Raw genomic sequence first — 12791 nt, 5'->3', positions numbered from 1 at the left:
CCGCACGGAAAACAAGGCTGAATCATGATCCATTCATTGCTGTACGTCCCCGCCAACCAGGAACGCTTTTTCCCCAAGGCCGCCCAATGCGGCGCCGGCGCCGTCATTCTCGATCTGGAGGACGCCGTTCCCGAAGACCGGAAAGACCATGCGCGCAGCATGCTCGCGCAGGCTGTTCCCGCCGTCCGCAGCCCGGCCACGCGGGTCTACGTCCGCGTGAACAACCGTCCTGATCGCCTGGCGGACGACGCCCTGGCCGCCGCCGAGGCGGGAGCGGATGCGCTCTACATACCCAAGGTGGAAACCGCCGGAGAACTCGCCGTACTGGACAAGCTGCTGGAAGAACACGGCTTTGCATCCGGGAAGATCGGCTTCGTGCCTCTGATCGAAAGCTCTGCGGGCCTGCTCGAAGCATCGGCCATAGCCAGGGCGCCGCGCGTCATCGCGCTGGTTGCGGGCGGGGAAGACCTGGCCACGTCGCTCGGCGCCCGGCCGACCGCCGAGGTCCTGCGCATCCCCAAGCTGATGGTCCACTATGCGGCCAAGGCCGCCGGCGTGCTCTCCTTCGGCCTGTTCCGCTCCACCGTCGATTTCCGTGATCCGGACGGCGTGCGCGCGGCCGCGCTGGAAGCCAGGGAGCACGGCTTCGACGGTGCAAGCTGCATTCACCCTTCGATCGTACCCATCCTCAACGAAGTCTTTGCGCCGTCGCAGGAAGAAATCGCATGGGCGCGCAAGATCGTCGCCGCCAATGAGGTGCATGCGGCGCAAGGCATCGGCGCGTTCGAGCTCGAGGGAAAATTCATCGATGCGCCCATCGTCGCGCGCGCGCTGGACCTGCTGGGCAAGGCCGGTTTATTGGATGAAGCCAAAGAGGACCAATAATGAACACCGTACCCACCCACGCATCGCCCGCCTCCAATCCTCAACCCGGAACGGGCGGAGTCGGGCCATTGGCTGGCATACGCGTCCTCGACCTTAGCGCGTACATCGCCGGCCCTTATGGCTGCTCCCTGCTTGCCGACCAGGGCGCCGAAGTCATCAAAGTGGAGCCGCCCGCGGGCGACAACCTGCGCAAGTATCCCTCCACACTGGCAACAGAAAGCCGAGCGTTCCTTGGCGTCAACCGCAGCAAGCTCGGCGTAGTCCTGGACCTCAAGCAGTCGGAAGACCTGGAGCGCCTGTACGCGCTGGTGCGCAGCGCCGACGTACTCGTCCATAATTTCCGCCCCAGCGTCCCGGCGCGCCTGGGCATCGATTACGAGCGCCTCGCATCGATCAACCCCCGGCTGATCTACTGCGCCGTGACCGGCTACGGCGACAAGGGGCCCCTGAAAGACAAGGCGGGCTACGACCAGGTGCTGCAGACGCTCACCGGCATGTGCACGCTGCAGGGCAAGCAGGACGGGCCGCCGGAGATCCTGTACGGATCCGTGGTCGACTATTATGCCGCCGCCTTGCTGTCGGGCGCGGTTTCATCGGCGCTGTTCGAACGCGAGCGCAGCGGCAAAGGCCAGTCTGTGGGGATTTCATTGCTGAGATCCGCATTGGCCATGCAGTCCGCCCGTCTCGTCTGGGCGGAAGGCGAACCCAGCAATATCGGACGCGACATGCGCTCGGGCGGCATCACCGGCCTTCACCCGACACGCGAGGGCTATCTTTACATCTCCGCGAACACGGCGCATTTCTGGACCGCCCTGTGCACAAAAACAGGCCTGGACGAACTGCTGCAGACCGACAGGTACGACACCGTGCGCAAGCGCGCGCAACACCGCGACGAAATCGTCCCCCTGCTGCGGCAGGCGCTGCAGCGGCACAGCGCCCTGGAGTGGGAGTCCATCTTCGGCGAGGAAGTGCCCTGCGCGGCCGCCAGGTCGGTGGAGGACATGTTCGATTTCCCCCAGGTGCAGGCGGAAGACATGATCGCCGAATACACCCACCCGGTCGTGGGAGCGTATCGCGGTTTCAAGCACGCCATGACATTCTCCCGCACGCCCGGACCGGATCCGTTCGCCGCGCCGGCGCTCGACCAGCATGGCGCTCTCGTCAAGGCTGACGCGGATCGTTTGCGCCATGAAGACTGAAACGGCGGCCTGCGACGCGCACATCCATATCTACGACCCCAGGTTCGCGGCGCAGGCCCCTATTGAAGAAAACGCGGGCGTGCCGCAATATCGCGCGCTCCAGGCGCGCCTGGGCCTGAAGCGCGCCGTCGTCGTGCAGCCGCGCGTCTACGGCACCGACAACAGCGCCACACTGCAGGCCATTGCCGATCTCGGACTGGCCAACGCCAGGGGCATAGCGGTCGTCGACCGCGATATCGACGATGCGCGGCTTGCCGCCCTGCATGAAGGCGGCATACGCGGCATACGCTTCAGCTTTCACTCGCCGAACAAGGATGCCGGAGACTTCGAGACCGTAGCCCGCCTGGCGCAGCGAATCGCCGCGCTTGGCTGGCACGTGCAACTGCACTGGACGGCCGACCAGATCGCCCAGCAGGAATCCCTGCTGCGGCAATTGCCGGTTCCCATCGTTTTCGACCACATGGCCAGGCTGCCTCCCGGCACGGGCCTCTCGCACCCCGCATTCGGGATCGTGCGCAGCCTGCTGGCAAGCGGCCGCGCCTGGCTCAAGCTGAGCGGCCCCTACCTGAATACGGCGTTCGGCGTCCATGGCGGTTATCCGGACACCGACGCCATCGCCAGGGCCTGGATCGAAGCCGCTCCCGAGCAACTGGTATGGGGCAGCGACTGGCCGCACGTCACCGAGCCCGTGCACAAACCGGACGACGCGGAACTGCTCGAGCTCCTGTCCCGCTGGTGCTGCGACCCCGCCGTCAGGCAGCAAATCCTGACAACGAATCCTGCCCGGCTTTACGGGTTTCACGACCATTGATCGATACGAATCGACCATAGAAATCATTACGGAGGCAACAATGTCCATGAAAACACACTCGCTGGCCGCCATCGCGGCGGCATGCGCAATCATCGCGGCGCCGGCGCAAGCCGCAGACTACCCGAACCAGGCCATCACGCTGGTCGTCCCGTTCTCCGCGGGCGGAGGCGCCGACAATGCCGCGCGCATCCTCGCCCAGGGCATGGAAGCCGTATCCGGGCAGCCTGTCGTCGTGGAAAACAAGGCCGGCGCCAACGGCTCGATCGGCGCGGGCTATGTCGCGCGCGCAAAACCCGATGGCTATACCGTCCTGTACGACGCCTCTTCCTTCGCCCTGAACCCCGTGCTGCGCAAACTGCCGTACGATCCCGCCAAGGATTTCATCCCGGTGTCGCAGGCCGTCGTCGTCCCCAACATCCTGGTCGTTGCGCCCGAATCCCCCTTCCAGACGCTAGGCGACCTGATCCAGGCGGCGAAGGAAAAACCCGGCGAATACACCTATGCCTCCTACGGACCGGGCAGCCTGGCGCAGATGGCGGCGGAGCTGCTGAAAAAGGACGCCGGCATCGAGATGGTCCACGTGCCGTACAAAGGCGGAGCGCCGGCCATGGTCGACGTCATGGCCGGCCATGTCGGCTCCTATTTCGCCAATGCCGCCTCCAGCCTGAACTACGTTTCCAACGGCCGCCTGCGCGCGCTCGCCGTCACATCGGAAAAGCGCATGCCCGAACTTCCCGATGTGCCCACCGTTGCCGAATCCGGCATCGAGGGTTTCAGCGTGTACGAATGGAACGGCCTGTTCGTTCCCGGCGGCACCCCGGCTGAAGTCATACAGAAGCTGCACGGGATCATCGAAGAGACATTGGCGCGCCCGGATGTCATCGAGAAGCTCAAGGGCCTGGGACTGACGCCGGTCGGCAGCAACCCTTCCGAATTCGGACAGTTCCTGAAGGACGAGGAAGGCCGCTGGAAGGAAGTCGTCCAGGCCAACAACATTACACTGGACTAAGCGGGTCCGTACCCCATGCCCTGCCGGAAACCCGCGGGATGCGAACAAGCGCCCCGCGGGCTTTCTTTTCCATTTCGCAAACCCTGAAGAGAGCCAAGCCATGAGCACCGACCGCACCGACTACGAACAAGGCCTGTCGACACGACGCGCCATCCTGGGCGACGCATGGGTGGACAAGTCGCTGGCCAATAAAACGGCGTTCACGGAAGACTTCCAGGAAATGATCACGCGCCATGCCTGGAACGACATCTGGAACCGCCCCGGCCTGGCGCACAAGACACGCCGCATCATGGTCATCAGCGTCATGATGTCGCTCGGCCACTGGGAGGAGTTCGAGATGCACGTGCGCGCCGCCCTGCAGGCGGAGGACGATACGCGGCTGACGCAGGAAGAGCTGAAAGAAGTCCTGCTGCAAAACGCCATCTATGCTGGCGTGCCCGCTGCCAACACGGCGTTCCGCCTGGCGCAAAGAATACTGCACGCGCTTTGACGGAACGACGAAGCGCGTCGGCTATGGCTATCTTTCCAGATGCGCCGCCAGCGCCTCGTTGAACCGCTGCTCGGCTTCCACATTGGAAATGTGCGCGGCATCCAGATCGACCCTGGCGCAATCGGGAATATGGCGCGCCATTTCATCGGCATCGGCGACCGTCGTCACAGGGTCGTACACTCCGGCCATGACGAGGGTCGGCGCCTTGATCCTGTCCAGCATGCCGCGAAAATCGGCATGGCCGATCGCTTCGCAGCATGACGCATACCCTTCCGGATCCGTCCGGCGCAGCATATCCAGGACCCTCTGCGCTTCCTGGCCTTTCTCTTCGCGGTAAGCCTCGGTAAACCATCTTACCAACGCGCTCTCGGCGACCGGCTCCATGCCCTGTTCGCGCACCAGGCTCGCGCGTTCCATCCACCCCTGCAATTCACCGATGCGGGCGGCGGTATTGCACAACACAAGTTTATCGATACGGTCCGCGGCATGAATGCCGAGCCATTGTCCGATCAAGCCCCCCATGGAAATGCCGCAGAAAGACACCTTCTCGATGGACAGCGCATCCAGCAGACGAAGAACGTCGGCGCCAAGCTGCGCGATCGTGTAGGGCCCGGACCCTGCGACCGAACCGCCATGGCCCCGCGTGTCGTAGCGGAGCACGCGGCAACGCGTACGGAAGAAACGCTCCTGGCCATCCCACAATGCGGCCGAAGTCCCGAGCGAATTCGAAAACATGAGCGTCTTCGCGTCATCATCGCCCGACAAATCGTATGCGAAGACTTCATCATCGATACGGATGCTGTTCACCGGCGGCTCCCTCTCAAATCCATATTAGGCATAGACATATTCGGAGCTCTTACTATACACGGCGCGGCCCCGGCGGTGAGAGCCCTTCAACCCCCTTTCAGCGCCTTCAGTACCTGATCCGCATTCCAGCGCAGCATGCCCAGGTAAGTGCCGGCCGGTTGCCCTGCGGGAGCCAGCGCGTCGGAGTACAGGGTCCCGCCCATGCGGGCTCCAGTCTCGCGAGCTATCTGTTCTACCAGCCTGGGGTTCGTGATGTTCTCGACGAATACGGCCTTGATGTTTTCCTTGCGCACCTGGTCTATAAGGCTGGCCACATCGCGCGCAGATGCCTCGGCCTGGCTGGACACGCCGACCGCCGACAGGAAACGGATGCCGTAAGCCTTGGAGAAATAGCCGAAAGCCTCGTGCGACGTGACCACCGTCCTGTCCGCCTCGGGAACAGCCTTCAGCGCCTGGCGGATCTCCGCATCGAGCCGGCGGATCTCGCCGATATAGGTCTCTGCACGGGAGCGGTAGCCGGCAGCATTGGCCGGATCCGCCTCGGCCAGGCCTTGCGCGATGTTCTGCACATAGATGACGGCATTGGCCGGATCCTGCCAGGCATGCGGATCTTCGCTGCCATGCGCATGGCTGTGCTCATGCGCGTGTGCTGCTTCATGCGTTTTGCCTTCATCCTGGGCATGGCCGTGGCTTTCCTGATCGTGCCCGTGCGCATGCTCGTGGTCATGGCCATGTTCGTGTTCGTGCTCGTGGCTGGCCTCATGGGCATGATGATCCGGGCTGCTTCCCTCCGCATGCCCATGTTCGTGCTCGTGGCCATGATCGTGCCCGCCATCGTCGTCGTGGCCGTGTCCATCAAACGCCAGCGGCTTCACACCCTGGCTGACGACGATCTGCTTTCCCTTGAAGCCGGACGCCTCGACAAGGCGGGGCAGCCAGGCTTCGAACTCCAGCCCATTGACGAACAGAAGGTCCGCGCCGGCAAGCTTGCGCGCATCCCGCGGCGTGGGCTCGAAGCCATGCGCGTCCGCGTCGCGGCCCACGATGACGGATACATCGACGCTATCTCCGCCGACTGTAGCGACCATGTCCGCCAGGATGGAAAAGCTGGCGACGACATCCAGCTTGCCGTCCGCCGCCTGCGCCGCGGCGTGCGTCCCGCCCATTGCCAGCACGCACGCGACGGAGAAAAGCGTTTTCTGGAAAACCCTGCGGGATACGTTTCTACTCATGGGTATGCTCCTGGATGGAAGCCAGGCGCAGGCGTGTCGCCCTTGCCTGGCGCATGGCCTGCAGGAGGCCGCCCAGCGGCCCCAGCGCAACGGAAACCAGATAAAGGCAGCCTGCCGAAAGGATGATGGCGGGCGATGCCGGAAGATTCAGATGGAATGACAGCAGCAGGCCTGCATACGAAGCCACCGCGCCCATGCAGGCGGCAAGAATCATCTGCCCGCCGCCCGAAGCCGTCCAGAACCTGGCGGAAGTGGCGGGCAGCATCATGATGCCGACCACCATCAGCGTGCCCAGCACCTGGAATCCAGCCACCAGGGTCAGCACCAGCATCAGCAGGAACAGCATGTGCGTCAGCGCGCCCCCGCCGCGCACGGAGCGCAGGAAAGCGGGATCCAGGCACTCCGCCACCAGAAGCCGATAAACCGCCGCCAGCACCAGCAGAACCACGCTGGATACCGCCGTCACCAGCAGCAGCGCCGCATCGTTCAGCCCGAGCACGGTGCCGAACAGCACATGGATCAGATCCATATTGGACCCGCGCAGCGATACCAGCAGCACGCCCAGGCCCAGCGAAATCAGGTAGAACGACGCAAAGCTGGCATCCTCGCGCAACGGCGTATGGCGGGCCACCAGCCCCGCCAGCATGGCCACCAGCAGCCCGGTGAGAATGCCTCCCACCGTCATCGCCCCGAGCGACAGCCCCGCCGTCAGGAAGCCCACGGCCACGCCGGGAAGAATGGCATGCGCCATGGCATCGCCGACCAGGCTCATGCGGCGCAGGACGAGAAACACGCCCAGCGGGCCGGCCACGAAGGCCAGCGCCCACGACCCCGCCAGCGCACGGCGCATGAAGCCGTACTGGATGAATGGGTCGAACAGAATCTCGATCAGCCAGCTCACAGGAAATCCCCCGCACAGAGATGCCGCGCCAGATGCAGGTTCTCGGGCGTCAGCACATTTGCAGTCTCGCCCCATGCCACCGCCTGGCCGGCCAGCAGCAAGGTCTGGGGGAAATACTGGCGGGCCAGTTCAAGGTCGTGCAGCACCACGGCAATCGTCCTTCCCTGTTCGTTCAGGCGGCACAGCAGCTGCATCAGCTCTTCGGTCGTCGCCTGGTCGACGGCGGCAAAGGGTTCGTCCAGCAGCAGGATGTCCGCATCCGACATGAGCAGCCTGGCGAACAGCGCCCGCTGCAACTGGCCGCCGGACAGCGTGCCGATGCCGCGGCGGCTGAAATCCGCCAGCCCCACGGCTTCCAGCGCCTGTTCTATGCGCGCATGCTCGCTGTCGTCCAGGCCACGCCAGGCTCCCGTGCGCGACCAGCCGCCCATGCCGACCAGGTCATAGACGCTGATGGGGAAGCTGCGATCCAGGTCGCCCACCTGAGGCAGACAGGCCACGCTGTTGCGCAAGTGCGGCGCCAGGCGGATATAGCCGCGCAAGGGCGCAATCAGCCCCATCACGCCCTTGATGAGCGTGGATTTCCCCGCGCCGTTGGGGCCGACGATGGCGGTCAGCGAACCTGGAGCGAAACGCCCGGAGACATCCCGCACGGCGACACGGCCCCTCCAGCCCAGGCTGACCTGATCCAGCTCGATGACTGCGTGCGTCATGCCTACAGCCACCCCATGGCCCAGGCCGTCATTCCCCAGAGGAAGGCGGCCACGGGCAGCATGCGCAGCACCCGCCCCAGGCTGGAGCGCAGCATGGCCGAACCGCGATAAGGACGCGATCGTTGCGCAGACGAAGTAGAATCGGGGATGGGCATGGTAGCGTAGCGTTGTTGCCGCGCCTTTCTCGGCAAAAGCGGGAAAGATGCGTAATCGATACGTTATAACATATATTCACGCCCAACCCGACAATCCCAGCCGAATGGCTCGACAAATCAATGTGACGAACCGCCTGCCATGACTGCCAGAACCCGTTCCCCCCGCCCATCCTCGCTGGAAGCGCGTCTGCGCACCGCCGAGTCGCTGTGCGAACAACGCGGCTCCCGTCTGACGCCGATCCGCCGCAAGGTGCTGGAAATCCTGCTGTCGCACGGCCGCAGCCTGAAGGCCTACGAACTGCTGGACGAAATCAAGCAGGTGCAGTCCAACGCCACGCCCCCCACGGTCTACCGCGCCCTGGACTTCCTGGTGGAGCAAGGACTCATCCACCGCCTGGACGCCGTCAACGCCTGGACTGCTTGCCACGACGCCGCCGGCGAACCCCACGACCTGCTTATCGTCTGCACGAGTTGCGGCAGGGTGGCGGAGCTCAGCGACCCGGCGCTCAGCGCCCAGCTGACGCAGAAAGTCACCGATTCGGGCTTCATCCTGACCAATCTGGAAACGGAACTGCGCGCCCTGTGCCAGGCCTGCCACGCCAGCCAGGGAGAAGCGGACCACGGCCATACGCACGGGCACGGGCATTGAACCTCACCGCTCGCGGGGTGGAAAGGCTCGCGCTTTTGCATCTTGCCGATCGAATATCCTCGCATCGTTTGCCCTAAGCGAAGCACTGTGATGTAATCGCAGATTGAATTTTTTTGCGTAGCCTGTTATAGAACGGAATTCCGGCATTCAAACGGGTTTTCCGCCAGGCCGCGCAATACGAGGTTACGATGCAAGTCAGTTCCAAACTCGACAAGATGGTTCCCGTCACGGTACTCACCGGGTTTCTCGGCGCAGGCAAGACTACGCTGCTCAAGCGCATCCTTACCGAGAACCACGGTCAGCGCATCGCCGTCATCGAGAACGAGTTCGGGCCGGAAAGCATTGACAACGACCTGCTCGTCCAGGAAACCAGCGAACAGATCATCGAGCTGAACAACGGCTGCGTCTGCTGCACCGTGCGCGGCGACCTGATGGACACGCTCAACGACCTGCGCAAGCGCCGCCAGCAGGGCGAGCTGAAATTCGACCGCGTCATCATCGAAACAACCGGCATGGCCAACCCCGGACCTGTCTGCCAGACTTTCTTCATGGACGACGACATCGCCGAGTACTACCGGCTGGATGCCGTCATCACCATCGTCGACGCCAAGCACGGCATGGAAACCCTGGACCGCCAGCCGGAATCGCAGAAGCAGGTCGGATTCGCCGACCGCCTGCTCATTTCCAAGCGCGACCTGGTCAACGAAGCCGACTACGAAGCCCTGCGCCACCGCCTGGTGCGGATCAATCCCCGCGCGCACGTCACGCCGGTCAATTTCGGCGAGACCGACCTGAAGGCCATCCTGGACATCAGCGGCTTCAACCTGAACACCATTCTGGACATCGACCCGGAATTCCTGGCCGATGAGCACGCCGACGCAGCACATGCGCACGACCACAGCCACGAGCACCATCATCACGACGACGATGACGATGGCCATCACGACGGCTGCGGTCCCGGCTGCCACCACCACGATCACCACCATCATCATGCCCATGACGATGAAATCAGCGCATTCGTGTTCCGCGCCAACAAACCGTTCGACCCCGAACGCCTGGAAGACTTCCTGGGCGGCATCGTGCAGGTCTACGGCCCGGACCTCCTGCGCTACAAAGGCATTCTCTACATCAAGGGCAGCAACCGGCGCCTGATTTTCCAGGGCGTGCACATGATGATGGGCGCCGAAGCCGGCGCACCGTGGAAATCCAGTGAAAAACCCAATACAAAGCTGATATTCATTGGTCGTAAACTTCCCCAGGAAATATTCACCCGGGGCCTGGAACAATGCCTGGTCTGAACCGGACCGTCACTGCACGCAACCCACGCCGCATGTAACGGAACGATGAATACCAACAAGATTGAAGAGGACGCATCATGGCAAGCAAATCAAGCGCCGCCAAGAGTTCAACACCCGCCCTGCTGACGGAAAAGCAGATTCTGGCCATGCCCGAATCCGACTACATGAACGAAGCGCAACTGGCCTTCTTCCGCAACCGCCTGAAAGAGCTGGAAACGGAAATCCTGAACAATGCAGGCGCCACAACGGAAAACCTGCGTGAAACACAGTTCGTTCCCGATCCGGCCGACCGCGCCACCATCGAGGAAGAACACGCACTGGAGCTGCGCACACGCGACCGCGAACGCAAGCTGTTGAAGAAAGTGCAGCAGTCCATCGCCCGCATCGATGCCGGCGAATACGGCTGGTGCGAAGAAACCGGCGAACCCATCGGCATCCCGCGCCTGCTGGCCCGTCCAACAGCCACGCTGTCGCTGGAAGCCCAGGAACGCCGCGAAATGCGCCAGAAGCTGTACGGCGACTGACCCCACCAGACATTGCCCGCCACGTGCGGGCAATTTTCATTCATGCCGACCCACCCAACATACTGATGCGGACTTCATTATGGTGGGCAGCGATCTCGCACAGATGCCTCGCTGCCCCCAGGCGCCGCACAGCCAGCAAGAGTTCGGATAACTTCCCTCCCCACCCTTGAAAATACTCCCGGGAACCCCCAGATAGTCCTTTCACAAGGAAGGACTCATGGAACAATTTCACGCCACCACCATTGTCTGCGTACGCCGCGGCGACCAGGTCGCCCTGGGCGGCGACGGGCAGGTCACCCTGGGCAATATTGTCATCAAGGGCACCGCACGCAAGATCCGCCGCCTCTACAACGACAAGGTGCTTGCCGGATTCGCCGGCGCCACCGCCGATGCCTTCACCCTGCAGGAACGCTTCGAGGCCAAGCTGGAAAAATACCAGGGCCACCTGATGCGCGCCGCCGTCGAGCTGACCCGCGACTGGCGCACCGACCGCGTGCTGCGCCGCCTGGAAGCCATGCTGATCGTCGCCGACCAGGAGCACACGCTGGTGCTGACCGGCAACGGCGATGTGCTGGAACCCGAGCACGGCCTTGCCGCCATCGGTTCCGGCGGCGCCTATGCGCAGGCAGCGGCGCTGGCACTGCTGCAGAACACCGACATGGCGCCTGCCGACATCATCAAGAAATCGCTGGAGATCGCAGGCGACCTGTGCATCTACACAAACCAGAACCACATCGTTGAAACACTCTGACCGCAGGTGCACTCCATGTCCGCAGCCAACATGACCCCAGGGGAAATCGTCTCCGAACTCGACAAGCACATCGTCGGCCAGGACCGCGCCAAGCGTTCCGTGGCCGTGGCCCTGCGCAATCGCTGGCGCCGCCAGCAGGTGGCGGAGCCCCTGCGCAATGAGATCGTCCCCAAGAACATCCTCATGATCGGCCCCACAGGCGTGGGGAAGACCGAAATCGCCCGCCGCCTGGCCAGGCTGGCCAACGCCCCGTTCATCAAAGTGGAAGCCACCAAGTTCACCGAGGTCGGCTATGTCGGCCGGGATGTCGACACCATCGTCCGCGACCTGGTGGAGGTCTCGGTCAAGCAGACGCGCGACCAGGAAATGCGCCGCGTGCGCACGCAGGCCGAGGACGCCGCCGAAGACCGCATCCTCGACGTGCTGGTCCCGCCGGCGCGCAACGCCAGCGGCGAGCCCGACCGCACCGACAACTCCGCCCGCCAGGTGTTCCGCAAGCGCCTGCGCGAAGGCAAGATCGACGATATGGAAATCGAGATCGAGCTCGCCCAGCCCATCCCTCAGATGGAAATCATGGCGCCTCCAGGCATGGAGGAAATGACCGAGCAGCTCAAAGGCATGTTCGCCGGCCTCGGCCGTGAAAAGACCAAGCCGCGCAAGGTGCGCGTCAAGGACGCTTTCAAGCAACTGGTGGAAGAAGAAGCCGCCAAGCGCGTCAACGAAGACGAACTGCGCACCGCGGCGGTCGCCAATGCCGAACAGAACGGCATCGTGTTCCTGGATGAGATCGACAAGATCGCCACGCGCCAGGAGCACGGCGGCAGCGACGTGTCCCGCCAGGGAGTGCAGCGCGACCTGCTGCCGCTGGTCGAAGGGACCTCGGTCAACACCAAGTACGGCGTCGTGCGCACGGACCACATCCTGTTCATTGCCTCGGGCGCATTCCACCTGTCGCGCCCATCGGACCTGATCCCCGAGCTGCAGGGCCGCTTTCCGATCCGGGTCGAGCTGGACTCCCTGACGGCCAAGGATTTCGTCCGCATCCTGTCCCAGACCGACGCTTCGCTGACCAAGCAGTACCATGCACTGCTGGCCACTGAAGACGTCCATCTGGATTTCACCGACGACGGCATCCAGCGGCTGGCCGAACTGGCCTTCGAGGTAAACGAACGCACGGAAAACATCGGCGCGCGCCGTCTCTACACGGTCATGGAGAAACTGCTGGAAGAACTGTCGTTCGACGCCACGGCGCACGGCGGCAGGACCGTGATCATTGATGCGGGCTACGTCAACGACAAGCTGCAGGAAACGGCAAGCAGCCAGGACCTGGCGCGCTACGTGCTGTAGAACGATAAACGGCGACCCTC

14 protein-coding genes are annotated in these 12791 nt (G+C 63.5%); 10 read left to right on the top strand and 4 right to left on the bottom strand.

The features are described 5' to 3' along the window. The first annotated feature begins 24 nt into the window (after positions 1 to 24). From EV686_RS01795 to EV686_RS01775, 5 genes are all read left to right on the top strand, one after another. Positions 25 to 885 carry an HpcH/HpaI aldolase/citrate lyase family protein gene (locus EV686_RS01795; RefSeq protein ID WP_132472860.1) on the top strand — a complete coding sequence of 287 codons (861 nt, stop codon included), beginning with the start codon at positions 25 to 27 and terminating at the stop codon, positions 883 to 885. Beyond that, positions 885 to 2084 (top strand): CoA transferase, encoded by a 1200-nt coding sequence (locus EV686_RS01790; RefSeq protein ID WP_132472858.1) that lies wholly within the window; start codon positions 885 to 887, stop codon positions 2082 to 2084. Before EV686_RS01795 ends, EV686_RS01790 begins: the two co-directional genes overlap by 1 nt. Beyond that, positions 2074 to 2895 carry an amidohydrolase family protein gene (locus tag EV686_RS01785; protein ID WP_132472856.1) on the top strand — a complete coding sequence of 274 codons (822 nt, stop codon included), beginning with the start codon at positions 2074 to 2076 and terminating at the stop codon, positions 2893 to 2895. Before EV686_RS01790 ends, EV686_RS01785 begins: the two co-directional genes overlap by 11 nt. A gap of 46 nt (positions 2896 to 2941) precedes the next feature. Next, positions 2942 to 3904, top strand: a complete 963-nt coding sequence (locus EV686_RS01780) for a tripartite tricarboxylate transporter substrate binding protein (RefSeq protein WP_243650731.1) — start codon at positions 2942 to 2944, stop codon at positions 3902 to 3904. Positions 3905 to 4004: 100 nt separating this feature from the next. After that, positions 4005 to 4394, top strand: a complete 390-nt coding sequence (locus EV686_RS01775; protein WP_132472852.1) for a carboxymuconolactone decarboxylase family protein — start codon at positions 4005 to 4007, stop codon at positions 4392 to 4394. Between the two features lie 27 nt (positions 4395 to 4421). Here the strand turns inward: EV686_RS01775 and pcaD are convergent, their stop codons facing one another. The 4 genes from pcaD to EV686_RS01755 form a co-directional block, all read right to left on the bottom strand. Then, positions 4422 to 5201 carry a 3-oxoadipate enol-lactonase gene (gene pcaD / locus EV686_RS01770; RefSeq protein ID WP_243650697.1) on the bottom strand — a complete coding sequence of 260 codons (780 nt, stop codon included), beginning with the start codon at positions 5199 to 5201 and terminating at the stop codon, positions 4422 to 4424. An 86-nt stretch (positions 5202 to 5287) separates the two neighbouring features. Continuing rightward, on the bottom strand, positions 5288 to 6433 hold the full coding sequence (locus tag EV686_RS01765; RefSeq protein ID WP_132472850.1) for a metal ABC transporter substrate-binding protein: 1146 nt from the start codon (positions 6431 to 6433) through the stop codon (positions 5288 to 5290). After that, positions 6426 to 7283 (bottom strand): metal ABC transporter permease, encoded by an 858-nt coding sequence (locus EV686_RS01760; RefSeq protein ID WP_243650730.1) that lies wholly within the window; start codon positions 7281 to 7283, stop codon positions 6426 to 6428. Before EV686_RS01760 ends, EV686_RS01765 begins: the two co-directional genes overlap by 8 nt. A gap of 47 nt (positions 7284 to 7330) precedes the next feature. Beyond that, positions 7331 to 8047, bottom strand: coding sequence for a metal ABC transporter ATP-binding protein (locus tag EV686_RS01755; protein WP_132472846.1), 717 nt, complete (start codon positions 8045 to 8047; stop codon positions 7331 to 7333). A 294-nt stretch (positions 8048 to 8341) separates the two neighbouring features. Here EV686_RS01755 and EV686_RS01750 point away from each other — a divergent pair, with 294 nt between their 5' ends. From EV686_RS01750 to hslU, 5 genes are all read left to right on the top strand, one after another. Then, the gene (locus EV686_RS01750; protein WP_132472844.1) at positions 8342 to 8851 is read left to right on the top strand and encodes a Fur family transcriptional regulator; all 510 of its coding nucleotides are present in this window, start codon (positions 8342 to 8344) and stop codon (positions 8849 to 8851) included. Positions 8852 to 9039: 188 nt separating this feature from the next. Continuing rightward, positions 9040 to 10149, top strand: coding sequence for a CobW family GTP-binding protein (locus EV686_RS01745; RefSeq protein WP_132472842.1), 1110 nt, complete (start codon positions 9040 to 9042; stop codon positions 10147 to 10149). A 77-nt stretch (positions 10150 to 10226) separates the two neighbouring features. Then, complete coding sequence (gene dksA, locus EV686_RS01740; protein ID WP_132472840.1) at positions 10227 to 10673, top strand: RNA polymerase-binding protein DksA; 447 nt, start codon at positions 10227 to 10229, stop codon at positions 10671 to 10673. Positions 10674 to 10890: 217 nt separating this feature from the next. Then, positions 10891 to 11424 (top strand): ATP-dependent protease subunit HslV, encoded by a 534-nt coding sequence (gene hslV / locus EV686_RS01735; protein ID WP_132472838.1) that lies wholly within the window; start codon positions 10891 to 10893, stop codon positions 11422 to 11424. Between the two features lie 15 nt (positions 11425 to 11439). Next, positions 11440 to 12771, top strand: coding sequence for an ATP-dependent protease ATPase subunit HslU (gene hslU, locus EV686_RS01730; protein WP_132472836.1), 1332 nt, complete (start codon positions 11440 to 11442; stop codon positions 12769 to 12771). Positions 12772 to 12791: the final 20 nt, after the last annotated feature.

This window comes from Paracandidimonas soli (genome assembly GCF_004342005.1).
Classification (GTDB): Bacteria; Pseudomonadota; Gammaproteobacteria; order Burkholderiales; family Burkholderiaceae_B; genus Paracandidimonas; species Paracandidimonas soli.
This window is presented reverse-complemented; position numbering and strand designations above follow the sequence as displayed.

Bases quoted from the DNA above. Each gene is read 5' to 3' on its own strand.
- EV686_RS01795 (WP_132472860.1), top strand. From the start codon at position 25: ATGATCCATTCATTGCTGTACGTCCCCGCCAACCAGGAACGCTTTTTC.
- EV686_RS01790 (WP_132472858.1), top strand. From the start codon at position 885: ATGAACACCGTACCCACCCACGCATCGCCCGCCTCCAATCCTCAACCC.
- EV686_RS01785 (WP_132472856.1), top strand. From the start codon at position 2,074: ATGAAGACTGAAACGGCGGCCTGCGACGCGCACATCCATATCTACGAC.
- EV686_RS01780 (WP_243650731.1), top strand. From the start codon at position 2,942: ATGAAAACACACTCGCTGGCCGCCATCGCGGCGGCATGCGCAATCATC.
- EV686_RS01775 (WP_132472852.1), top strand. From the start codon at position 4,005: ATGAGCACCGACCGCACCGACTACGAACAAGGCCTGTCGACACGACGC.
- EV686_RS01765 (WP_132472850.1), bottom strand. From the start codon at position 6,433: ATGAGTAGAAACGTATCCCGCAGGGTTTTCCAGAAAACGCTTTTCTCC.
- EV686_RS01760 (WP_243650730.1), bottom strand. From the start codon at position 7,283: ATGCGCCGTGCGCTGGCGGGGTCGTGGGCGCTGGCCTTCGTGGCCGGC.
- EV686_RS01755 (WP_132472846.1), bottom strand. From the start codon at position 8,047: ATGACGCACGCAGTCATCGAGCTGGATCAGGTCAGCCTGGGCTGGAGG.
- EV686_RS01750 (WP_132472844.1), top strand. From the start codon at position 8,342: ATGACTGCCAGAACCCGTTCCCCCCGCCCATCCTCGCTGGAAGCGCGT.
- EV686_RS01745 (WP_132472842.1), top strand. From the start codon at position 9,040: ATGCAAGTCAGTTCCAAACTCGACAAGATGGTTCCCGTCACGGTACTC.
- dksA (WP_132472840.1), top strand. From the start codon at position 10,227: ATGGCAAGCAAATCAAGCGCCGCCAAGAGTTCAACACCCGCCCTGCTG.
- hslV (WP_132472838.1), top strand. From the start codon at position 10,891: ATGGAACAATTTCACGCCACCACCATTGTCTGCGTACGCCGCGGCGAC.
- hslU (WP_132472836.1), top strand. From the start codon at position 11,440: ATGTCCGCAGCCAACATGACCCCAGGGGAAATCGTCTCCGAACTCGAC.